24 protein-coding genes are annotated in these 21,619 nt (G+C 68.3%); 14 read left to right on the forward strand and 10 right to left on the reverse strand.

All coding sequences use genetic code 11. The features are described 5' to 3' along the window. Window positions 1-4 precede the first annotated feature (4 nt). Window positions 5-1,234, reverse strand: a complete 1,230-nt coding sequence (gene serA, locus BW39_RS11660) for a phosphoglycerate dehydrogenase (RefSeq protein WP_012202286.1) — start codon at window positions 1,232-1,234, stop codon at window positions 5-7. A gap of 358 nt (window positions 1,235-1,592) precedes the next feature. Between serA and BW39_RS11665 the strand changes: the two genes are divergently transcribed. From BW39_RS11665 to BW39_RS11680, 4 genes are all read left to right on the forward strand, one after another. Further along, complete coding sequence (locus BW39_RS11665) at window positions 1,593-2,570, forward strand: hypothetical protein (protein WP_043821870.1); 978 nt, start codon at window positions 1,593-1,595, stop codon at window positions 2,568-2,570. Window positions 2,571-2,619: 49 nt separating this feature from the next. Then, window positions 2,620-3,183, forward strand: a complete 564-nt coding sequence (locus BW39_RS11670) for a nitroreductase family protein (protein ID WP_043821871.1) — start codon at window positions 2,620-2,622, stop codon at window positions 3,181-3,183. Window positions 3,184-3,305: 122 nt separating this feature from the next. Continuing rightward, the gene (locus BW39_RS11675) at window positions 3,306-3,542 is read left to right on the forward strand and encodes a hypothetical protein (protein WP_013800215.1); all 237 of its coding nucleotides are present in this window, start codon (window positions 3,306-3,308) and stop codon (window positions 3,540-3,542) included. Between the two features lie 76 nt (window positions 3,543-3,618). Beyond that, window positions 3,619-3,972, forward strand: coding sequence for a hypothetical protein (locus BW39_RS11680; RefSeq protein ID WP_043821873.1), 354 nt, complete (start codon window positions 3,619-3,621; stop codon window positions 3,970-3,972). A 31-nt stretch (window positions 3,973-4,003) separates the two neighbouring features. Here the strand turns inward: BW39_RS11680 and BW39_RS11685 are convergent, their stop codons facing one another. From BW39_RS11685 to pyrE, 3 genes are all read right to left on the reverse strand, one after another. After that, window positions 4,004-6,610 (reverse strand): membrane-bound PQQ-dependent dehydrogenase, glucose/quinate/shikimate family, encoded by a 2,607-nt coding sequence (locus tag BW39_RS11685; RefSeq protein ID WP_043821875.1) that lies wholly within the window; start codon window positions 6,608-6,610, stop codon window positions 4,004-4,006. Window positions 6,611-6,821: 211 nt separating this feature from the next. Continuing rightward, window positions 6,822-7,490, reverse strand: a complete 669-nt coding sequence (locus tag BW39_RS11690) for a hypothetical protein (RefSeq protein WP_043821876.1) — start codon at window positions 7,488-7,490, stop codon at window positions 6,822-6,824. 7 nt (window positions 7,491-7,497) lie between these two features. Next, complete coding sequence (gene pyrE / locus BW39_RS11695; protein WP_013800211.1) at window positions 7,498-8,199, reverse strand: orotate phosphoribosyltransferase; 702 nt, start codon at window positions 8,197-8,199, stop codon at window positions 7,498-7,500. A 10-nt stretch (window positions 8,200-8,209) separates the two neighbouring features. On the opposite strand from pyrE, the gene BW39_RS11700 reads away from it, so the two are divergent. The 3 genes from BW39_RS11700 (at window position 8,210) to BW39_RS30310 (ending at window position 9,683) form a co-directional block, all read left to right on the forward strand. Next, window positions 8,210-9,013: an exodeoxyribonuclease III gene (locus BW39_RS11700; RefSeq protein ID WP_013800210.1), complete on the forward strand. Its 804-nt coding sequence runs from the start codon at window positions 8,210-8,212 to the stop codon at window positions 9,011-9,013. Between the two features lie 92 nt (window positions 9,014-9,105). Beyond that, entirely contained in the window at window positions 9,106-9,354 is a 249-nt protein-coding gene (locus BW39_RS11705) for a type II toxin-antitoxin system CcdA family antitoxin (RefSeq protein ID WP_043791083.1), read from the forward strand. Continuing rightward, on the forward strand, window positions 9,354-9,683 hold the full coding sequence (locus tag BW39_RS30310) for a CcdB family protein (RefSeq protein ID WP_043791081.1): 330 nt from the start codon (window positions 9,354-9,356) through the stop codon (window positions 9,681-9,683). Before BW39_RS11705 ends, BW39_RS30310 begins: the two co-directional genes overlap by 1 nt. A 70-nt stretch (window positions 9,684-9,753) precedes the next feature. On the opposite strand, the gene BW39_RS11710 is transcribed toward BW39_RS30310, so the two are convergent. Genes BW39_RS11710 through BW39_RS11720 form a run of 3 tightly spaced genes read right to left on the reverse strand, consistent with a single transcriptional unit; the run spans window position 9,754 to window position 12,636 of the window. After that, window positions 9,754-11,178, reverse strand: coding sequence for an NAD(P)(+) transhydrogenase (Re/Si-specific) subunit beta (locus BW39_RS11710; RefSeq protein WP_012202277.1), 1,425 nt, complete (start codon window positions 11,176-11,178; stop codon window positions 9,754-9,756). After that, window positions 11,175-11,519: an NAD(P) transhydrogenase subunit alpha gene (locus BW39_RS11715; RefSeq protein WP_012202276.1), complete on the reverse strand. Its 345-nt coding sequence runs from the start codon at window positions 11,517-11,519 to the stop codon at window positions 11,175-11,177. The genes BW39_RS11710 and BW39_RS11715 overlap by 4 nt, the downstream gene beginning before the upstream one ends. Window position 11,520: 1 nt before the next feature. Continuing rightward, window positions 11,521-12,636 carry a Re/Si-specific NAD(P)(+) transhydrogenase subunit alpha gene (locus tag BW39_RS11720; RefSeq protein WP_043821878.1) on the reverse strand — a complete coding sequence of 372 codons (1,116 nt, stop codon included), beginning with the start codon at window positions 12,634-12,636 and terminating at the stop codon, window positions 11,521-11,523. Window positions 12,637-12,956: 320 nt separating this feature from the next. Between BW39_RS11720 and BW39_RS30320 the strand changes: the two genes are divergently transcribed. Next, window positions 12,957-13,196, forward strand: a complete 240-nt coding sequence (locus BW39_RS30320) for a zinc ribbon domain-containing protein (RefSeq protein ID WP_013800208.1) — start codon at window positions 12,957-12,959, stop codon at window positions 13,194-13,196. An 84-nt stretch (window positions 13,197-13,280) separates the two neighbouring features. Beyond that, complete coding sequence (locus tag BW39_RS11725; protein ID WP_012202273.1) at window positions 13,281-13,919, forward strand: MBL fold metallo-hydrolase; 639 nt, start codon at window positions 13,281-13,283, stop codon at window positions 13,917-13,919. Window positions 13,920-13,932: 13 nt separating this feature from the next. Here the strand turns inward: BW39_RS11725 and BW39_RS11730 are convergent, their stop codons facing one another. Then, entirely contained in the window at window positions 13,933-14,619 is a 687-nt protein-coding gene (locus BW39_RS11730; RefSeq protein WP_013800207.1) for a Crp/Fnr family transcriptional regulator, read from the reverse strand. A gap of 84 nt (window positions 14,620-14,703) precedes the next feature. Here BW39_RS11730 and BW39_RS11735 point away from each other — a divergent pair, with 84 nt between their 5' ends. The 5 genes from BW39_RS11735 (at window position 14,704) to BW39_RS11755 (ending at window position 19,664) form a co-directional block, all read left to right on the forward strand. After that, a complete protein-coding gene (locus BW39_RS11735) occupies window positions 14,704-15,699 on the forward strand; it encodes an ABC transporter substrate-binding protein (RefSeq protein WP_043821880.1) in 996 nt (331 codons plus the stop codon). Window positions 15,700-15,713: 14 nt separating this feature from the next. Then, window positions 15,714-16,493, forward strand: a complete 780-nt coding sequence (locus BW39_RS11740) for an ABC transporter ATP-binding protein (RefSeq protein ID WP_043821923.1) — start codon at window positions 15,714-15,716, stop codon at window positions 16,491-16,493. Further along, window positions 16,483-17,238, forward strand: a complete 756-nt coding sequence (locus BW39_RS11745) for an ABC transporter permease (RefSeq protein ID WP_013800204.1) — start codon at window positions 16,483-16,485, stop codon at window positions 17,236-17,238. Before BW39_RS11740 ends, BW39_RS11745 begins: the two co-directional genes overlap by 11 nt. Window positions 17,239-17,307: 69 nt before the next feature. After that, window positions 17,308-18,183 carry a TauD/TfdA dioxygenase family protein gene (locus tag BW39_RS11750; protein ID WP_043821883.1) on the forward strand — a complete coding sequence of 292 codons (876 nt, stop codon included), beginning with the start codon at window positions 17,308-17,310 and terminating at the stop codon, window positions 18,181-18,183. A gap of 23 nt (window positions 18,184-18,206) precedes the next feature. Beyond that, the gene (locus tag BW39_RS11755) at window positions 18,207-19,664 is read left to right on the forward strand and encodes an aldehyde dehydrogenase family protein (RefSeq protein ID WP_043821885.1); all 1,458 of its coding nucleotides are present in this window, start codon (window positions 18,207-18,209) and stop codon (window positions 19,662-19,664) included. Between the two features lie 10 nt (window positions 19,665-19,674). Here BW39_RS11755 and BW39_RS11760 read toward each other — a convergent pair whose 3' ends face one another. Both BW39_RS11760 and BW39_RS11765 read right to left on the reverse strand, forming a co-directional pair. Then, window positions 19,675-20,577 carry a M48 family metallopeptidase gene (locus BW39_RS11760; protein WP_016448572.1) on the reverse strand — a complete coding sequence of 301 codons (903 nt, stop codon included), beginning with the start codon at window positions 20,575-20,577 and terminating at the stop codon, window positions 19,675-19,677. Between the two features lie 60 nt (window positions 20,578-20,637). After that, window positions 20,638-21,609 (reverse strand): DMT family transporter, encoded by a 972-nt coding sequence (locus BW39_RS11765; protein ID WP_043821887.1) that lies wholly within the window; start codon window positions 21,607-21,609, stop codon window positions 20,638-20,640. Window positions 21,610-21,619 lie beyond the last annotated feature (10 nt).

Raw genomic sequence — 21,619 nt, forward strand, 5'->3', positions numbered from 1 at the left:
GCCATCAGAACAGCACGCGGCAGCGGATGGTGCCCGGAACCTGGGTCAACTTTTCCACGGCCAGACCCGAGGACTGGGCCGCCAGGTCGATCACCACATAGCCCACCTTCTCGTCGGTGCGAAGGTACTGGCCGGCGATGTTGATGCCGTTCTCGGCAAAGACCTGGTTGATGGCCGACAGCACGCCGGGCTGGTTGTGGTGCACGTGCAGGATGCGGTTCTGGCCGGGGTGGGCGGGCAGGGCCACTTCGGGGAAGTTCACCGCCGAGGTGGTGGTGCCGTTGTCGCTGTACTTGACCAGCTTCTCGGCCACTTCCAGGCCGATGTTGGCCTGGGCTTCCATGGTGGAGCCGCCCACGTGCGGGGTCAGGATGACGTTGTCCAGGCCGCGCAGGGGCGAGACGAATTCATCCTTGTTGCTGCGCGGCTCGGTGGGGAACACGTCGATGGCGGCACCCAGCAGCTTGCCGGCCTTCAGGGCCTCGGCCAGCGGCTCGATTTCCACCACGGTGCCGCGCGAGGCATTGATCAGGATGGCGCCGGGCTTCATGGCCGCGATTTCCTTGGCGCCGATCATCCACTGGGTGGAGGGCAGCTCGGGCACGTGCAGGGTGACGATGTCGCTGCCGGCCAGCAGATCGGCCAGCGATGCGGCCTGGCGCGCATTGCCCAGCGGCAGCTTGGTGGACACGTCATGGAACAGCACCTGCATGCCCACCGACTCGGCCATCACCGACAGCTGGGTGCCGATGGAGCCGTAGCCCACGATGCCCAGCGTCTTGCCGCGGATTTCGTAGGAATTCTCGGCGCTCTTGAGCCAGCCGCCGCGGTGGGCGGAGGCGTTCTTGGCGGGCACGCCGCGCAGCAGCAGGATGGCTTCGGCCAGCACCAGCTCGGCCACCGAGCGCGTATTGGAGTAAGGCGCGTTGAAGACCACCACGCCGCGCTCGCGCGCCGCGTCCAGGTCCACCTGGTTGGTGCCGATGCAAAAGCAGCCCACGGCCACGAGCTTTTGCGCGGCGGCGAACACGTCGGCCGTCAGCTGCGTGCGCGAACGGATGCCGACGAAGTGCACGTCGGCGATCTTGCGCTTGAGCTCCTCGCCTTCCAGCGCGCCCGTCACGGTCTCCACATTGGTGTAGCCCGCGTTGCGCAGCACTTCGAGTGCGGAAGGGTGGATGCCTTCGAGCAGCAGGAACTTGATCTTCGATTTATCCAGCGACGTTTTGGTCATGGGCGAGCCCTCTCTAGTCAGTCAGAAATCAGAGCGAGCATTACAGCGGATTCGGGAAGCCGCTACAGCCGGTAGGCCCAAAGCCTGCGCGCCCGCAAGCGGGAGAACCATGCGCCCTGCGGCCATGAACGCCCCGCCATCCGGCAGGCACTCATTGCAGGACGGTGCATGCCACGGGAGCACATGCACACTTCGAGATTGGCGCGAAATGTAAAACATTGAGAACCGGTGCGCCCGTGCGCGGCAGCCTTCCTAGAATTCGCGCGTCTGTGTCCGGCGCTTTCAAATCAATAGCAACAGAACAGGCCTGCAGGCGGGCCGGACGCGCCCTTGTTTTACGAACCAACCGAGGAATCCGATGATTACAAACATGCTGCGCAGGATCGAGGACCTGCTGGTGCAGGTGGTGCGCGTGGTGCTGCTGGTGTTCTCCCTGCTCGTGCTGGTGGGCATGGCACTGTGGACCTGGGAGAGCTTCAGGCCCGGCAAGGCCGAGGCGCCCCAGGCCGTGGCCCAGGAATTGAACTGGAAGGACGCCAGGCCCGACCTGCAGTTCGTCGTGGACGAAACCAGCCGCGACCTGGGCGCGGGCGGCGGCGAACCCGCCATGGAAAAGCGCCTGGCCGATCCGGCGCTGCGCCCCGCCTTCCAGAAGGCCGACGCCCTGGTGCGCGCCTACGTGAACAAGGATCCCGCGCGGCGCGAGCGCACCGAGCGGGACAACCAGGCCCGGGGCCTGGCGCCGCTGCACCCGCTGCTGCAAGGCGACGCCCTGCCATCCGAGGCCGATGTGCAGCGCCGCATCCAGGAACGCGGCCAGCGCGAAGGCGATGCCGGTGCCGTGGATGCGGCGGCCGACGCAGCGGCTGCAGATGCAGCGGCTGCCGCAGCCGCCTCCACCGACGAGGAAGACGGCTGGATGGTCGAGCCCGTGGATACCGCCGCCGCCATCCACGAGCGCGCCCAGGCCGCCGAGCTGGAACACGGCAAGGGCGCCTATGCGGCCTATGTGCAGGGCCTGCCCGCCGCGCTGGAGCAGGTCTTCGGCAATGCCGCCCTGGAGCCGCGGCTGCAGGCGCAGACGGCCCAGCAGATCCTGTCCACGGTGCTGCTGAACTACACGCTGTCCCTGGACAATGCGGCGCGCGCGCTGCGCGGCGAGGACAGCCAAGGCAGCAGCTCATGGAAGGAGCGCTTCGGCGCCGTGGAGACGGCCTTCTGGAGCATGCTGATGTCATTCCTTGTGCTGGTGGTGATGGTGCTGGTCTTCATCCGCATGGAGCGCCACCTGCGCGTGATCAGCCAGCAGCATGGCCAGGCACCGCGCCAGCCCTGAGGCCTTGCGCTATCGTTGCCGCTTTCCTTTCTGCTTGCCGCCTATCCGCATGACACGCAACACCACCACTCCCATCCATCCGCAATTCCTGGGCCGCATGTCGCCGCGCGCCTTCAGGCCGGAGGCACTGAGCCAGGCCCAGATCGAGCAACTGGCCGACGCCGCGCGCTGGGCGCCTTCGGCCAGCAACAAGCAGCCCTGGCACTTTGCCTATGCGCTGCGCGGCGATGCGAACTGGCAGGCCTTCAGCACCATCCCCAACGAGTTCAACCGCCGCTGGTGCCTGGAGGCGAGCGCGCTGATCGTGCTGATGTCCGACCGCCAGGCCTCGCCCGGCAAGCACAGCTTCGACGCGGGCTGCGCCTGGGGCTACCTGGCGCTGGAAGCCCATGCCATGGGCCTGGCCACGCACGCCATGGGCGGCTTCTCGGCCGACGCCGCACGCGAGGTGCTGCGCCTGCCCGAGCACCTGGAGCCCGAGGTGGTGATCGCCGTGGGCTGGCGTGGCGATGCCGCCACCCTGCCCGATGATCTGCGCGAGCGCGAGGTGCCCTCGCCCCGCAAGCCGCTGGCCGAAGTGCTGAGCGCCGGCCCCGTGGCCACGGGCGGCTGACGGCGGGTTCCAAGTCCTACGCCGCTTTGCGGGGATGCCCCGGATGGCCTGCCCAGGCCCCGGGGCTACACTGGCCCACAGGCCTGCGGCGCAGCAGGCGTCCATGACCCCAAGGAGTTGCCATGACCCCATCCACCAGCCCCAATCTCGACAAGCTGCGCAACATCGTCCAGAAGTTCGGCGCCAGCTCCTTCACCACGGACCAGGTGGCCAGCGAATACGACGACGCCCCGGCCACGGCGGAAAGCACCGAGCAATTCGACGCCCTGCTGCAGCGCCACGCGGCCGTGCTGGGCATCCATGCCGTGCCCGGAAGCGGCGGCCAGGGCCACGGCGCCACCGTCTGGCAGCCGGCCTGAGCGCGCAGGCGGCGCAAAGCACGGCGCCGCTACACTCGCTGCGGCCGGCACGGTGCCGGCGCGCAGTTTCCTTTTGATGTCCTCACTCTCTCCCCATACCTGGCTGCAGCTGTCCGTGGCAGCCAGTGCCTTGCTGGTGCTCGCCTCCATCGGCTGGGTCTGGCACGGCACGCGCGCCCTGCCCGCGGATTCGCGCGATGGCCGCAGCGCCCGGCGCATGGCGGCCCTGTTCGCCCTGGGGGTGCTGGCCTGGCTGGCCTACGGCCTGTACACGGGCTATGCCGCGCTGTGGAAGGCGGACGCGCTGATGCTGTTCGCCCAGCAAGGCGCGCTGCTGCGCCTGCCGTTTCTGATCGGCGGACTGGCTTGGGTGGCCGCGCTGCTGGTCACGCGCGTGCTGCGCATGCTGGGCCGGGCCGGATCGGCATGACCCGGCGCAGACCCCCACGGCGCTGAGCGCTTCAGGGCGCCGCCACCTCCTTGGGCAGCACATAGGCGCGCACGCTGTCCCCGGCCTTGGTGCCGGTCGAACCATGCCCACCCGCCACCACCACCAGGTACTGGCGCTGGTCCGTGCCCAGGTAGGTCATGGGCGTGGCCTGGCCGCCAGCGGGCAGTCGGTCCTGCCAGAGCTGGCGGCCGCTGTCCACGTCATAGGCGCGCACATAGTTGTCCAATGCCCCCGAGTAGAAGGCCATGCCGCCAGCGGTCATCACCGGGCCGCCAATGCCGGGCACGCCCATGCGAAAGCCCAGCGGCAGCGGGCTCAGGTCACGCGGCGTGCCGTTGCGGCGCTGCCAGACGATCTGGCCCGTGCGCAGGTCGGCACCCGCCACAAAGCCCCAGGGCGGCGCCTGGCAGGGAATGCCCAGCGGCGAGACAAAGGGCTTGAGCCGCACCGCAAACGGTGCGCCGAAGTTTTCGTTGAGCGCGGGCAGGCCGTCCTTGGGCGGGCCGCCATCCTGCACCAGCAGCGAGGTATCGTCCGCACGCGGCACCAGGGTGGAGACGAAGGCCAGCCGCGTGGGCGTGGCAAACACCACCTGCCGGCGCGGGTCCACGGCCACGCCGCCCCAGTTGAAAACGCCGAAATTGCCCGGATAGATCAGCGAGCCCTGCTCCGAGGGCGGCGTGAAGCGTCCCTCGTAGCGCAGGCGGCGAAAGGCCAGCCGGCACCACAGTTGCTCGAAGGGGCTGGCGCCCCACATGTCGCGCTCGGTCAGGGCCGGGGGGTTGAAACTCAGTTGCGAATGCGGCTGCGTGGGCGCCGTGCGGTCGCCGCGTGCCGCGCCCTGCGGCGCAGCCACCTCGGTGACGGGCAGCAGCGGCTGGCCCGTGCGCCGGTCCAGCACGAACAGCTCACCCTGCTTGGTGGGCTGCACCAGGGCGGGCACGCTGTGGCCGCCGATCTCCAGGTCGATCAGGCTGGGCTGCGAGGGCACGTCGTAGTCCCAGAGATCGTGGTGCACGGTCTGGAACACCCAGCGCACGGCACCCGTGGCAATGTCCAGCGCCACCACCGAGGAAGAATACTGCTCGGCCTCGGCGCTGCGCCGCCCGCCCCATTGGTCGGGCGGCGCATTGCCCATGGGCACGAAGACGAGGCCCAGCGTCTCGTCCACGCTGGAGATGGACCAGCTGTTGGGCGAGCTGGGCACATAGGTCTGCCCCGGGGGCAGCGGCGTGCTGTTGCCTGGCCGCCCCGGGTCCCAGGCCCACAGCAGCGCGCCGGAGCGGATGTCGAACGCACGGATCACGCCCGAAGGCTCGCGCGTGGAATGGTTGTCCAGCACCGTGCCGCCCACGATGATGCGGTCGCGCGCCACCACCACCGGCGAGGTCGAGTAGTACGAGCCCGGCTTGCGCTCGGGCATGCCCTGCCAGAGGTCGATCTGGCCCTGGCCGCCCGCCACATTGCTGCAGGCCTGGCCATCTGCGGGATTGAGCGCGACCACCTTGCCGTCGGCCGTGGCCATGAACAGCTTGGCGGTGCAGCGGCCGTCATCGCCAGGGGCTGCAGAAGCCGAAGCCGTGGATGCGGCGGTGGGTGCAGGCATGGCCTGCGCGCCGGACTTCCTTGCAGCCGGCGCCACCGCCGAATGCGTCTGCCCTGCCGCCGCATCGAACTGCGCGGCCGCCTGCGCCGACTGGTAGGACAGGCCCCGGCAGGTCAGATGCTGCAGCGCCAGCCCCTTGGGCATGGGCAGGTCGCGCCGCCACAGCTGCTTGCCCGTGGTGGCATCGAGCGCAATCACCGATTGATGGGGCGTGCACAGGAACAGGCGCTCGCCGATCTTCAGCGGCGTGACCTCGAACGTGGTTTCTTCGGGATCGCCGGGTTTGCCGCGCACATCGCCCGTGCGGAACTCCCAGGCCAATTGCAGCAGCCGCACGTTGTGCGGGCCGATCTGGCGCAGCGGCGAATAGCGCTGGCCCGCTCCGGTGCGGCCATAGGCGTGCCATTCGCCATCGGGCACGGCATCGGTGGCATCGCCCTGCAGCACCGGCGGGCTGCGCAGGCCACCGGCATCGGAGGCCACCATGGACATGTTCTGCACGGCCGTGACCTGGCCGTCGGCCGGCAGGTCCGACGCGGCGGCGGCCGCGCCCGCAAACTGGCCCTGGGTTTCATGGGCATCGCGCTGGCGCCCGAATGACAGGCCCGCAAGAATGGCCGTGCCCAGCACCACCAGCGCAAGCGCCGCATGGGCTGGTGCCAGGCCCCGGTTCTGGCCCATGTCGGGCTCATGGCGCAGCGCACGCACCGACCAGGGCAGCACCAGCAGCAGGCCCATCAACCAGGGCACCCCCAGGCGCCCCGCCAGCGACCACCAGTCCAGCCCTATCTCCCAGACCGCCCACAGCGCGGTGCCCAGCAGCCACAGCGCAAACAGCCACAGCGCCATGGCCGACCGGCGCGCCACGCCCAGGCCCACGGCCAACAGCAGCACACCTGCCACCACGTAGTAGCCGCTGCCCCCGGCCCACAGCAGCTGAGCGCCGCCCCAGGCCAGCCAGGCACCGGCGGCCCACAGCCACAGCACCGTCAACCATCGCCATGCCGTCATGCATGCTCCCTTCTCGCGGCGGCCCGGCACCTGTGGCTGCAGCGCACACCAGCAGCCAAGCCCTGAGGGCCCGGGAAAATCCGTGGCCGGGAATGTAGTGACAGCCTAGACCGCCGCAATGGCAGCGCTTGCAGGACGAATCCGATTCACGCGCACCGGGCGTGCGGCAGGCCGTTCGTGCCAGACGGGAAAGACAGGGGGCAAGGGCCGTTCAGCGGCCCGTGGGAGCCGCAGCGGCGGCGGCCGCGCTCCACAGCGCACGCAGCGACACGAGCTCGGCATCGAAGCGCTGGTTGATGCGGCTTTTTTCCTGCTCCTGCTGCTGGATGAAGCGCTGCTGCTCTTCCTGGCTGCTGCGGTTTTCATCGAGCTGGCGGCGCAGGGAGGCGGGGGCCTTGGACGGGTCCTTGCGGTAGAACTCCATCTCGCCATCGATCTTGACGCGCTGGGCCTGCAGCTCCTGTATGCGCTGGCGCGCCAGGTTGGCGACCTGGTCGGTCTGCGACAGGGCCTCGGCGCGTTCGGCGTCGTGCGCGGCCTGGTTGGGATAGCGCGCAATCAGGGCGCGCTCGCGCGAGCGCTCCTCGCGCACACGGCGCTGTTCGGCCTGCTCGCGGCGGCGCTGGGCATCGAGCTCGGCGCGCTCGTTGTCGGTCAGCGTGGGGCCGACGCGGCGCAGCTCCACACCGGAGCTGCCCAGCACACGCTGGTCGCGGTCCACGCATTCGGCAATCGGGCGGTCTGCCGTCAGGCGCCGGCCCTTGGCGTCGGTGCATGCATAGATGCCGGCCGGCACGCCGGCATCCAGGGCGCAGGCAGGGCCAGCCGCGGCACCAGCCAGGGCGCACCACAGGAACCGTGCATGCAACGCCTTGTTCATCAAACCCTTATTCCTTGTCGTTGACTCCGTAACGCTGGCGGTAGGCCAGCACGCGCTCATGGTGGCCGCTGCCTTCGCTGCCACCTTGAATCTCAAGATAAAGCAATAAGTCTGCCAGTTTTGCAATAGTGCAGACCTGCATGCCCAGCTGGTTGCGCACGTACTGCACGGCGCTGTGGGGCACGTCCTGGCCATTCTCGGTGGCCATTTCCTGGCGGTCCAGCGCGATCGCCACGGCATGCGGCGTGGCGCCTGCGGCGCGGATGATGGCGATGGACTCGCGCGCTGCCGTGCCGGCGCTCATCACGTCGTCCACGATCAGCACGCGGCCCTTGAGGGGCGCGCCCACCAGGGTGCCGCCCTCGCCGTGGTCCTTCGCTTCCTTGCGGTTGTACGCAAAGGGCTTGTTCAGGCCCATGCGGGCCAACTCCACGGCCACGGTGGCGGCCAGCGGGATGCCCTTGTAGGCGGGGCCGAAGATCATGTCGAACTCGATGCCGCTGGCCGCGATGGCTTTTGCATAGAATTCGGCGAGACGGCCCATCTTGCCGCCGTCATCGAACAGGCCGGCATTGAAGAAGTACGGGCTCATGCGCCCGGCCTTGGTCTTGAACTCGCCGAAACGCAGCACCCCTGCGTCAACGGCGAATTGCACAAATTCCTGCGCCAGACGGCCTGTGTCATCGGCCTGCAGATTACTCACCACCATGGATTCATCCTTGTTCAAATTGACCAGCCTCAACCTCAACGGCATCCGCTCGGCCTCGACCAAGGGCGTCGAAGCCTGGATCGAGGCCACTGCGCCGGATTGTATTTGCGTGCAGGAAATCAAGGCCCAGGCCGCCGACATGACCGGACGCTTCGAGCTGCTGGCCGGCCTGCGCGGCCACTTCCACTACGCCGAGAAGAAGGGCTACTCGGGCGTGGGCGTCTACAGCCGCCACGAGCCCAGCGATGTCGTGGTCGGCTTCGGCTCGCACGAGTTCGACGCCGAGGGCCGCTACGTGGAGGCGCGCTTCGACACGCCCGCGCGCAAGCTGTCCATCATCAGCGCCTACTTTCCCAGCGGCAGCTCGGGCGAACTGCGCCAGACGGCCAAGTTCCGCTTCCTGGCCGAAATGCACGATCACCTGATGCGCATGAAGGGCGAGCGCGAGTTCATCCTGTGCGGCGACATCAACATCGCCCACCAGCAGATCGACCTCAAGAACTGGCGCAGCAACCAGAAAAACAGCGGTTTCACGCCCGAAGAGCGCGAGTGGATGACAAAGTTGTTACACAAAACTGATCCCACGGGCGGTCTTGTGGACGTTTATCGCCTGCTCCAGCCCGACACCACGGACGCCTGCTACACATGGTGGAGCAACCGCGGCCAGGCCTATGCCAACAACGTGGGATGGCGCCTGGACTACCACCTGGCCACCCCGGCCACCGCCGCACTGGCACGCACCGAGCACATCTACAAGGATGTGAAGTTCTCGGACCATGCGCCGGTCACCATCGGCTATGACATGAAGGTGTGAGACGTTCAAGCAGGGCCTTGGGTCGCGGCGGTTTGACTCGTCGCGCTCTCATACAGACACTGTGCGCATGATCTTTATCTGAGGGTTCCGAGATGAAATCCATTGCTGTCTCCAGCGCCAAGCGGCCAATCCATCTCACGATCAATGCAGATCTGGTGACGCAGGCCAAGGCCTATACCGACAATCTCTCGGCCACCATGGAATCCCTGCTGGCCGAATACGTTGCCAGGCAGGAGGGCGCACAGCGTGAGCGCCAACGGCTTGCCGACGCCTGCGCCAGCGACTGGAACGCGGTCAACATCGCGGTGGGTTCGTTCGCAGACGAGCACTCGACGCTCTAGTGGCGCAATTCGACGTTCATCGCAACAAGGGAGCCTTGCGCGACTCGATTCCCTACGTCGTCGTAGTCCAGTCCTCGCTGTTTGACCGCTACCGCCGTCGCGTCGTGGTTCCACTGGTTCGGCAGAATCTGCTGCCGCGCGGCACTCCAACCGTGGGTGCGCGGATGAATCCTGTGTTTGTCATTGAAGGCGTGCCGGTCGTCCTGCATGCCCTGGACATGGTTTCAGTCGCCCTGGATCAATTGGGTGAAGTGGTGGCCTCACTGGAGCATGAAGGCCAAGCCATCGCCGATGCGCTGGACGAATTGCTGACCCGGTCCGGGGGCTGACCCAAGATCGTTTTCAAGGAGGCCAGGGCTTGGGCCCTGCCCTCCTCGGACTTCAGCCCGGGCGCACGCCTCACTCCAGCGCCTTGCCCATGTCCTCCACCACCTTCTTGGCATCGCCGAAGACCATCATGGTCTTGTCCATGTAGAACAGCTCGTTGTCCAGGCCCGCATAGCCGGCCGCCATGGAGCGCTTGTTGACGATCACCGTCTTGGCCTTGTAGGCCTCCAGGATGGGCATGCCGTAGATGGGGCTGCCCTTGACGTGTGCGGCGGGGTTCACCACGTCGTTGGCGCCCAGGATGATGGCCACGTCGGCCTGGCCGAACTCGCTGTTGATGTCCTCCATCTCGAAGACCTGGTCGTAGGGCACCTCGGCCTCGGCCAGCAGCACGTTCATGTGGCCGGGCATGCGGCCCGCCACCGGGTGGATGGCGTACTTCACCGTCACGCCGCGCTCGGTGAGCTTGTCGGCCAGCTCCTTGACCGCGTGCTGGGCACGCGCCACGGCCAGGCCGTAGCCGGGCACGATGACCACGGTCTCGGCATTGCCCAGGACGAAGGCCGCATCGTCGGCGCTGCCGCTTTTCACGTTGCGCTGCTGCTGGGAGCCTGCCGCCGCGCTGGTGGCCTCGCCGCCGAAGCCGCCCAGGATCACGCTGAAGAACGAGCGGTTCATGGCCTTGCACATGATGTAGCTCAGGATGGCGCCCGAGCTGCCCACCAGCGAACCCGCAATGATCAGCATGCTGTTGTTCAGCGAGAAGCCGATGCCCGCCGCCGCCCAGCCCGAGTAGCTGTTGAGCATGGACACGACCACCGGCATGTCAGCGCCGCCGATCGGAATGATCAGCAGCACGCCCAGCAGCAGGCCCAGGGCGATGACCAGCACGATGTCCATCCAGCTTTGGCTGTGCCAGAAGCCGAAGACGAAGAAGGCTGCTGCCAGCCCCAGCACGGCGTTGAGCGCATGCTGGCCCTTGAACTGCACGGGCGCACCCTGGAACAGGCGGAACTTGTACTTGCCGCTGAGCTTGCCGAAGGCGATCACCGAGCCCGTGAAGGTCACGGCGCCGATGAAGGCGCCCAGCGCCAGCTCCACGCGGTTGCCGCCCGGAATGGCGCCGCCCTTGGCCGTGATGGCAAAGGCCCAGGGCTCGGCCACGGCGGCCACGGCGATGAACACCGCCGCCAGGCCGATCATGCTGTGCATGAAGGCGACCAATTCGGGCATCTTGGTCATCTCCACGCGCTGGGCCATGACCGCACCGGCCGTGCCGCCGACCAGCAGGCCCAGCAGTACCCAGCCCAGGCCCAATGCATTGCCGCCCGCCAGCTGCACGATGAGCGCCGCCGTGGTCAGCACGGCGATCACCATGCCGGCCATGCCGAACAGGTTGCCGCGTATGGAGGTGGTGGGATGCGACAGCCCCTTGAGCGCCTGGATGAAGCAGACGCTGGCCACCAGGTAGAGCAATGTGACGAGGTTCATGCTCATGACTGGCCCTCCGCCTTGGCGTCCTTGCCGTCCTTGGCCGGAGCGCTCTTGCGCTCTTTCTTGCGGAACATCTCCAGCATGCGCCGCGTGACCAGGAAGCCGCCGAACACGTTGACCGCGGCCAGCGCCACGGCCAGCACGCCCATGGTCTTGCCCAGGCCCGTTTCCGTGAGCGCCGCCGCCAGCATGGCGCCGACGATGACGATGGCCGAGATGGCATTGGTCACCGCCATCAGCGGCGTGTGCAGCGCGGGCGTGACGGTCCAGACCACGTGGTAGCCCACGTAGATGGCCAGCACGAAGATGATGAGATGGATGATGGTGGGGGATACGGCTTCCATGTCATTTCCTCCGCAGCTGGCCTTCATGGGCCATCAGGCACGCGGCCACGATGTCGTCCTCCATGTCCACATGCAGGGCGCCATCCTTGTTGATGATGAGCTTGAGAAAATCGAGCACATTGCGTGCATACAGGGCCGAGGCATCGGCCGCCACCATGGCGGGCAGGTTGGTCAGGCCCACGATGGTCACGCCATGCGTGACCACGGTCATGCCGGCCTGGGTCAGCGGGCAGTTGCCGCCGCGCTCGGCCGCCAGGTCCACGATGACAGCGCCGGGCTTCATGGCCTGCACCATCTCGGCCGTGACCAGCACGGGAGCGGGCCGGCCCGGGATCAGCGCCGTGGTGATGACCACGTCGGCCTGGGCCACGCGCTTGGCCACCTCGGCCTTCTGGCGGTCCAGCCAGCTTTGCGGCATGGGGCGCGCGTAGCCGCCCACGCCTTCGGCGGCCTCCTTTTCCTCGGCGGTCTCGTAGGGCACGTCGATGAACTTGCCGCCCAGGGATTCGACCTGCTCACGCACGCTGGGCCGCACATCGCTGGCCTCGATCACGGCGCCCAGGCGCTTGGCCGTGGCAATGGCCTGCAGGCCGGCCACGCCCACGCCCAGCACCACGACGCGCGCGGCCTTCACCGTGCCCGCCGCCGTCATCAGCATGGGAAAGAAGCGCTGGTACTGGTTGGCCGCAATCATCACGGCCTTGTAGCCCGCGATGTTGGCCTGGCTGGACAGCACGTCCATGCTCTGCGCACGCGTGGTGCGCGGAGCCGCCTCCAGCGCATAGGCCGTGATGCCCGCATCGGCCAGGCGCTGCAGGCCTGCGGGCTGGAACGGGTCCAGCATGCCGACCAGCGTTGCGCCCTTGCGGATGCCGGGCAACTCGTCCTCCGAAGGGATACGGACCTTGAGCACCAGGTCGGCGCTCAGGGCGCCTGCCACATCGACGATCTCCGCGCCCGCTGCCTCGTACAAGGCATCGGGCACGCTGGCCGCCACTCCCGCCCCCGCCTGCACGCGCAGCACATGGCCTTGCGCACGCAGCTTCTTGACGGTCTCGGGGGTCGCAGCCACCCGGGTTTCTCCTGCCATGGTCTCGGCAGGCACGCCAATCAACATACCGGTTCTCCCTCGCGTGATGCCGGTACCCGCCCTGCATTGCGCAGGTGGCGGCCCGGCCCATCCTCGAAAAAATCCTTGCGTGCCTGCATCGGGGGCAGGCTGGCTTGGCGGCACGGCTAGCTTGTAACACGGCGGCGTTGCCGCAGCCACGGGGTCTGCCCGCGAGGCTGTCTCCTGTCCGTCACAGGACCTGGATTGCCACGAGATGACAGCCACATTAAATGATCGCCATCCACGGCCCGGCGCACCGCTGCCGTGTCCCAATGCACCTTTGAACGACTGCAGCGGCGCATCCGCGCAGTGCGAAGGAATACACCATGGGACTCTTGCAAAGACTGTTCGGAAATCATTCGCGCGGAGGCCACCACGGCGGCGGCGCATACCGTGCCGCAGCCGTGGCGGCGGTCTGCCCCGGCTGCCGTGCATCCATTGCCGCCAGCTCGCGCTTTTGCCCGCAGTGTGGCGGCGCGGTGCTGCCGCAGGCCTGCAGGAACTGCAACGCCAGCCATCCGGCCGGCGCGCGGTTCTGCGGGCAATGCGGCCAGCCGACCACCTGAGGGCGCAAGCGGGCGGCCCTGCGCTGCCATCAGGGGAAGGAGCGGGAATAATGGGCGCTTTCGCCAGAAGCACCCACGCCGCCCATGCTCCAGTACCACACCATCCCCGTCACCGCCTTCCAGCAGAACTGCTCGCTGGTCTGGTGCGACCAGACCATGGAAGCCGCCGTCATCGATCCGGGCGGCGACCTGGAGCAGATCGGCTGGGAGATTGAGCGCCTGGGCCTGGCGCTCAAGGCCATCTGGCTCACGCACGCCCACATAGACCACGCGGGCGGCACGCGCGAGCTGGCCGATGCACAGCAGTTGCCCATCATCGGCCCCCATCCCGGAGACCAGTTCTGGATCGATGCCCTGCCCCAACAGGGCGCCATGTTCGGCTTCCCGCATTCGGACCCCTTCACGCCCACGCGCTGGCTGCACGATGGCGACACGGTGAGCATCGGCCAGGAGACGCTGCAGGTGCGCCACTGCCCCGGCCATACGCCCGGCCACGTGGTGTTCCATGCGCCGCAGATCGACCGCGCCTTCGTGGGAGACGTGCTGTTCGCGGGCAGCATAGGCCGCACCGACTTTCCCCAGGGCAACCACCAGCAGCTGATCGACAGCATCGTCCAGCGCCTGTGGCCCATGGGCGACCAGACCGTGTTCATCCCGGGCCACGGCCCCGAAAGCAGCTTCGGCCGCGAGCGCAAGAGCAACCCCTACGTGGGCGGGACCTGAGCCTGCAGCTGTCTCAGCCCAGCACCTCGATCCACCGATAGCCCAGACGCACGCTGCCGCCCGCCTGCAGCTTGCGCAGCTCCTCGTTCACGCGCTGGCGCGAGGCGCCCACCACATGCGACAGATCACCCTGCGATATGCGCAGCAGGGTGCGGCCACCGGGCAGGGGCTGGCCGTTCTCTGCCGCCAGAACCTGCAAGGTGGCCCAGACCCGGGCATGCAGCGTGTCCTCCGAACTGATGAAGATGGTGTCCAGCAGCCCGTTCACGCGCAGGCTCAGCAGGCGCGCCACAGCCAGGCATGCGGGCGCATCGCGCTCCAGGAAGTCCAGCAGCGGCTGGCGCGGCAGAACCAGCACCTCGACATCGCCATCGGCCACCAGGTCCACGGGCACGGGCGCATTGCCCAGCACCGAGCTGATGCCGGTGATCTCCCCGGCCTCCAGCCAGCGCGTCATGCGCTCGGTGCCGCCCACGGTGAAGGCCACGACACGAAAGCGCCCTGACAGCAGCACCAGCGCATGGTCGGCCGCATCGCCGCGCTTTTGCACGAACTGTCCATCGCGGTAGCGGCGCCTGGAGCCTATGGCCCGCAGCCCGCGTGCCGATGCGGCCGGCAATTCGGCCAGCAGGTCCACGCGATAGCGCTCGCTGCGCGCCTGCGCCAAAGAGGTGTTGGGGGAACCGAGCTTGGTGTTCACCCGCCCATTGTCCCTTTCGCGGCAATTGGCGCATAGCACCGTCCTTGTAATCGGCCCCATACCCACACGTATGGAGCCCGCCCCATGATCCGCACCACGCTCGCCCTGGTATCCGCCTTCGTGTTCGCACTGCTCTCGACCCAGGCAGCCCTGGCACAGACGCCCACGCTGCGTATCCAGGACTACCCCGGCATCGGCAATTTCCTGGTGCGCGTGGCCAACGCGCGGGGACTGTGCGAGAAGCACGGCATACGCTGCGAACTGCGCCCCATCCCGCAGGCGCCGCTGGCGCTGCAGACCTTGCTGGCCGGTGACCTCGAAGTGGCGTTTACGCCGCCCGAGGTGCTGCTTCAGGCGGTCAACAAGGGCGCCGACCTCAAGGTGATCGGCAGCGGCGCGAGCGCGCCGACGTTCTTCCTCATGGCCTCGTCGGCCCTGCCCACCCCGCGTGCCGCCCAGGGCTATCCCGCCGTGATGCAGGACTTCAAGGGCCGGCGCATCGGCGTGACGGCGCGTGGCAGCGCGGCCGAATTCCAGCTCGTGAGCCTGCTGCAGGGTGCCGGCATGAAGGCGGACGACGTCACCATCGTCGCCGTGGGCTCGCCCAACACCGCCTTTCCGGCGATTGCGCAAAAACAGGTCGATGGCCTGATGCTGTTCTCGCCCATGGATGGCTTTTGCGAGGTCAGCCAGGCCTGCCGCATCGTCGTCGATCCGCGCAGGGGCCAGGGTCCGGCCGATGTGGTGGACACCAACGGCGCCGGCGTGCTGCAGGTGGTGCGCGCCGACTTCCTGCGCAAGAACGCCCCGGCCGTGGAGGGCTTGCGCCGCGCCATGAACGAGGCGGCCGGCTATGCCCGCGAACCGGCCCATTTCGATGCATTGCTCAAAGTCGCGCAGGACAGCTTCAGGATCAACACGCCAGACGGCGACCGGATCCTGGAGGTGGCGCTGCGCAACGCCATTCCTTCCATGCAGTTCGCAGTGGACCCCGGGGCATTGCAGCACGCCGCCCGCTACCTGCAGCGCACGGGGCAGATCAGCCAGCTGATCGACACCGCGCCCCTGCTGGCGCAGTGAAGGAGGCGCTCGCCATGACTCCCAATGGATCACGCCTTCCGCCCCCGCAGGCCATTGCCGCCGACGGCCGCACGCAGGTGCTGGACAACATTGCGCTGCAGGTGGCCGAGGGCGAATTCGTCTCGCTGGTCGGGCCCAGCGGCTGCGGCAAGACCAGTCTGCTCAACCTCTGCGCGGGCCTGGTGGCCCACACCGGCGCCGGCACGCTGCGCGTGCTGGGCGAGGCACCGCGCCTGGGCAGTTCCCGCGTGGGCTACATGCTGGCGCGCGACAGCCTGCTGCCCTGGTGCACGGCGCTGGAGAACGCCGCCTTCGGCGCGCGCGTGCGCGGCGTCGGCACGGCCGACAGCACGGAGCGCGCACTGCGCATGCTGCAGGAGGTGGGCCTGGCCGACCATGCGCAGGCCCTGCCCAAGGCCTTGTCCCACGGCATGCGCCAGCGCACGGCGCTGGCGCGCACCTTTGCGCTGGACGCGCAGCTGCTGCTGATGGACGAGCCCTTCGGCGCCCTGGACGCGCAGACCAAGCTGCAGCTGCAGGACCTGCTGCTGCGCCTGTGCCAGCAGCACCGCCACAGCGTGCTGTTCGTGACCCATGACCTGGCCGAGGCCGTGGCCGTCTCCGACCGCGTGGTGGTGATGTCCTCGCGCCCGGGCCGCATCATCGCCGACCTGCCCATAGACCTGCCGCGCCCGCGCGCCATCCGCGACCTGCAGAAGTCGCCGCGCTTCCATGAACTCCACGCGGCCCTGTGGTCGCAGCTTGAATCGGGATGGGTGCACCATGAAGGCTGACCGTCTGCAATGGCTGGCGCTGCATGCGCTGTTCATCTGTCTCGTGCTGGGACTGGCCGAATGGGCCGCCGCGCGCCGCTGGCTGGACCCCACCTTCTTCGGCCAGCCCAGCGGCGTGGCCGCCTATCTCTGGAACCATGCGGGCACGGCCCGGTTCTGGTCCGACCTGGGCTGGACGCTGGCGGCCGTGGCCTGCTCCTTCGTGCTGGGCAGCGTGGCCGCCTTCGCCACGGGGCTGGCCTTCGTGCGCTGGCCGGCCATCGAGCGCTTTGCAGAGCCCTACTTCAACGCGCTGAACGTGATGCCGCGCATCGCGCTGGCGCCGCTGTTCATCCTGTGGTTCGGGCTGGGGCTGGGCAGCAAGATCGCCGTGGGCTGCTCGCTGACCTTCTTCATCGTGCTGTCGGCCACGGTGGCAGGCATGCGGGGCGTCAGCCAGGACCATGTGACGCTGTGCCGCACGCTGGGCGCCAGCGCCGCCACCACCTTCTTCGAGGTCACGCTGCCCGGCGCCGTCCCGGTGATCTTCTCGGGCCTGCGCCTGGGATTGATCTATGCCCTGCTGGGCGTGGTGGGCACCGAGATCATCGCCAGCGAAAAGGGCCTGGGCCAGACCCTGGCCTACCTGGGCTCCACCTTCGACATCAATGGCGTCATGGCGCTGCTGCTGGTGCTGGCCCTGCTGGGCGTGGGCATGGTGCGCTTCATGTCCTGGGCCGAGAGGCGGCTGCTGCACTGGCAGTGAGCCCGCCAGCCCTTTCTCCCCACCTTCCCCCCTTCCTCCCCTCCCATCCGTTCCTTCAAGGAGTACCCCATGGCCAATGCCGCCCCCATGCAGCTGATCGACATCGACGCCCGCTACCACCACATCCGCCCCGTGCCGCGCATGCCCAACTTCGCGGCCTGGATCGAGGGCGTGGACCTGACCCGGCCCCTGTCCCCCGAGGTGCAGGCGGAACTGCGACAGGCCCTGTACGACTTCGAGGTCATCTTCTTCCGGCCCCAGGCCATCACGGCCGAGCAGCATGTGGCGCTGGCGCAGGTGTTCGGCCCGCTGTCCAAGGGCTCGTACTTCGAGCGCAAGAGCGGCATGCCCGACGTGGAGATGATCATCTCCGACAAGGACCGCCCGCCCGCCATAGACAACTGGCACACCGACATCAGCTGGAAGCAGCAGCCGCCGCTGGGCACCGTGATCCAGATCGTGACCACGCCGCCGGCCGGCGGCAACACCTGCTGGACCAGCACCAGCAAGGCCTATGACTGGCTCTCGCCCGGCATGCAGCAGTACCTGGAAGGCCTGCAGGCGGTCCATACCTGGGAGGAATCGGGCTTCCGGGAATACCTGGGCCGCAAGGGCGAAGATGCGCTGTTCGAGGCGCTGCGCCAGTTCAAGCCCGTGACGCATCCCGTGGTGCGCACCAACCCCGATTCAGGCCGCAAGTGCATCTTCGTCAATGCCGATTTCACGCGCCACATCACGGGCGTGGACCGGCACGAGGCGCGCGGCGTGCTCGCCTTCCTGCTGGACTGGCTGAAGAAGCCGGAGTTCATGGTGCATCATCAATGGGACGCGGGCGGCATCGCCATCTGGGACAACCGCAGCACGCAGCACTATGCTGTGGCCGACTACTGGCCCCACTACCGCGTGAACCAGCGCGTCACCTTCGACACCCCTTCCACCCAATGACAACGAGACACGGAGACAGCTTCATGAGCACGCAAGAGCACCTGCAGTTCTATATCGACGGCCAATGGGTTCCCCCGGCCGTGCCGCGCACGCTGGATGTGATCAATCCGTCCACCGAGGAGGTGGCGGCCCGCATCAGCATGGGCTCGGCCGCCGATGTCGATGCAGCCGTGGCCGCCGCACGCCGCGCGTTCGACGGCTTCTCGCAGACCACGCGCGACGAGCGGCTGGCCCTGCTGGACAAGGTGCTGGCGGTCTACATGCGCCGCATCGACGAGGTGGCGCAGACCATCTCGCTGGAGATGGGCGCGCCGCTGTGGCTGTCGCGCGCGGCCCAGGCCACCGTGGGCGCAGGGCACCTGAAGCAGACCCTGCAGGTGCTCAAGGAATTCGAGTTCGAGAGCGTGCGCGGCACCACCGGCATCGTGCATGAGCCCGTGGGCGTGGTGGGCATGATCACGCCCTGGAACTGGCCCATCAACCAGATCATGTGCAAGGTGGCACCGGCCCTGGCGGCGGGCTGCACCATGGTGCTCAAGCCCTCGGAGATCGCACCGCTCAATGCCATCCTGGTGGCCGAGATCCTGCACGAAGCGGGCGTGCCGGCCGGCGTGTTCAACCTGGTCAACGGCGACGGCCCCTCGGTGGGCGAGGCCATGTCCGTGCACCCCGGCATCGACATGATGACCTTCACGGGCTCCACGCGCGCGGGCATTGCCGTGGCCAAGGCCTCGGCCGATACCGTCAAGCGCGTGACGCAGGAGCTGGGCGGCAAGTCGGCCAACATCGTGCTGGACGACGCCGACATCGAAAAGGCCGTTGCCCAGGGCGTGAACGCCTGCTTCACCAACTCCGGCCAGAGCTGCAACGCACCCACGCGCATGTTCGTGCCGCGTGCCCTGCATGCGCGCGCCGTGGCGGCCGCCAAGGCCGCTGCCGAGGGCGTGAAGGTGGGCGATGCACTGGCCGACACCGGCGCCATGCACATGGGCCCCGTGGTCAGCGAGGCGCAGTTCCGCAAGATCCAGGGCCTGATCGAGGCCGGCATCGCCGAAGGCGCCACCCTGGTGGCCGGCGGCACGGGCCGCCCCGAGGGCCTTGCGCGCGGCTACTTCGTGCGGCCCACGGTGTTTGCCGACGTGCGCAACGACATGACCATTGCGCGCGAGGAGATCTTCGGCCCCGTGCTGGTCATCCTGCCCTACGACACGGAGGAGGAGGCCATCGCCCAGGCCAACGACACGCCCTACGGCCTGTCGGGCTATGTGCAGTCAGGCAGCCTGGAGCGCGCGCGCCGCGTGGCCTCGCGCCTGCGCACCGGCATGGTCCACCTCAACGGGGCAGGACCGGACTTCGGCGCGCCGTTCGGCGGCTACAAGCAGTCGGGCACGGGCCGGGAATGGGGCGAGCACGGCTTCAAGGAGTACCTTGAAGTGAAAGCCGTGATGGGCTACCAACCAAAGCAAAAAGCCGCCACCTGAAGGCGGCTGCCTACCCGCGCCGTGCGGCCTCGTAGAGGCCTTCCACGCGCGGGATGTTGCGCTCCAGTTCGCGGATGCGCTCGGGGCCTGCGGGGTGGGTGGACAGGAATTCCAGGCCGCCACGGTCGCCCGTGGCCTGGCCCATCTTGCGCCACAGCGAGACCGAGGCCTGGGGGTTGTAGCCGGCGCGCGCAGCCAGCTCCAGGCCCACGAGGTCGGCCTCGCTCTCGTCGCCCCGGCTGAATTTCAGCGACAGCAACTGGCCGCCCAGGCGGGCCGCCGCATTGCCCAGGTCGCCCAGGCCCAGCAATTGGGCGCCCAGCGAGATGCCGATGCTGGTGGCCTGGTTCTTGGCCAACTGCTCGCGCGAGTGCTCGCGCAGCGCATGGGCCATTTCGTGGCCCATGATCATGGCGATCTCGTCGTCGGTGAGCTGCAACTGGTCGATGATGCCCGTGTAGAAGGCGATCTTGCCGCCCGGCATGCAAAAGGCATTGATCTCCTTGCTGCCGATCAGGTTCACCTCCCAGCGCCAGGCATTGGCACGCGGGTTCCATTGGGCGGTGTAGGGAATCAGCCGCCGGGCAATGGCGCGCAGCCGCTGCAGCTGCGGGTTGCTGTCGCCAGCCAGTGCGCCCTGAGCGCGGGCCTTGGCCAGCAGTTGCTGGTACTGGTCGGTGGCGGCGCCTTCCAGCGTCTCGGCCGGCACCAGCTTGCGCAGGCCCGAGGCACCGCCTACCTGCACCTGTGCCGCCACCGGCGCGGTGGCCAGGCCCATGGCCGCCGCGCTGCCGGCCAGCAGAAAACCGCGACGCGCGCGCCAGGGCGCGCAGGCACAGCCCCAGGCGGACGGGGCACAGGGTTCGGAGGAGAGATGGGATGGCTGCTGCATGCCGCCAAGTCTAGCGGCCATGCATGCCTGAAACATGCGGAGAACAGCGCATCGTGAAGAGCGGCGCCGGCCTACAAAGAGTTACGCCATCTGCGCGGCCATCACGGCCCGCTGCGCCCGCATCTCGGCGCCGATCACCAGCATCAGCCCCGCCAGCACGGCCAGCAGCCCCAGCCACGATTGCAGCGGCTGCCGCTCGCCCACGACCCACACCGCCAGCACGAAGGCCGCCACGGGCTCGATCAGGCTCAGCGTCACGCCCGTGGGGCCCGAGATGCTGCGCAGCCCGATGGAAAACAGCATGTGCGCCAGGCCCGACACCACCACGCCCAGGTAGACCACCACCAGCACGGCCGCCAGGCTCCACTGCGGCAGGCCGCTTTGCACCAGCGCAATCGGCACCGCCATGCAGGCCGCCCCGGTGAAGACATAGAAATTCACCACGCGCGGCGACATGTGGGTGACCAGGCGCTTGTTGATCAGCGCATAGCCCGCGTACGACAGCCCCGCCAGCAGGCACAGGGCCAGGCCGCTCCAGGACAGCGTGGCGCCGCCCCGGGCCATCACCATGGCCGCGCCTCCCGCCACGCTCACCAGCGTGCCGGCCCACCACAGCGCAGACAGGGGCGCGCGCAGCACCAGCGCCTGCATCAGCCCGGCCCAGATGGGGCCGCTGCCAATCGCCACGGCCGTGCCCACGGCCACGCCCGTGAGCGTCACGCCCTCGTAGAAAAAGATGCTGTAGCCGCCGATTCCCATGGATGCCAGCAGGAACCAGGCCGGGCGCAGTCCCAGGTGCACCGGGTTGGGCAGCAGCGGCTGGACGCGCGCCGCGCCCTGCCCGGCCCGCCCGCGCAGCCTCCAATGGGAAACCGCCAGCAGCGCCCCCAGAAACAGGCTGGAGACGGCCAGCTGCGCGGCGCCCACCCAGAACGGCGACAGCCCGCCTGCGCCCAGGCTTTGCGCCGTGCCCGTCGTGCCCCAGAGCACGGCAGCCACCGAAACGAAGGCGATGCCGACGGCGGAGGAAGAAGCGGAAGAATTGCGAACCATGGCGCCATGT

Source organism: Delftia sp. RIT313 (assembly GCF_000632165.1).
In the GTDB taxonomy this organism is placed as follows: domain Bacteria; phylum Pseudomonadota; class Gammaproteobacteria; order Burkholderiales; family Burkholderiaceae_C; genus Comamonas; species Comamonas acidovorans.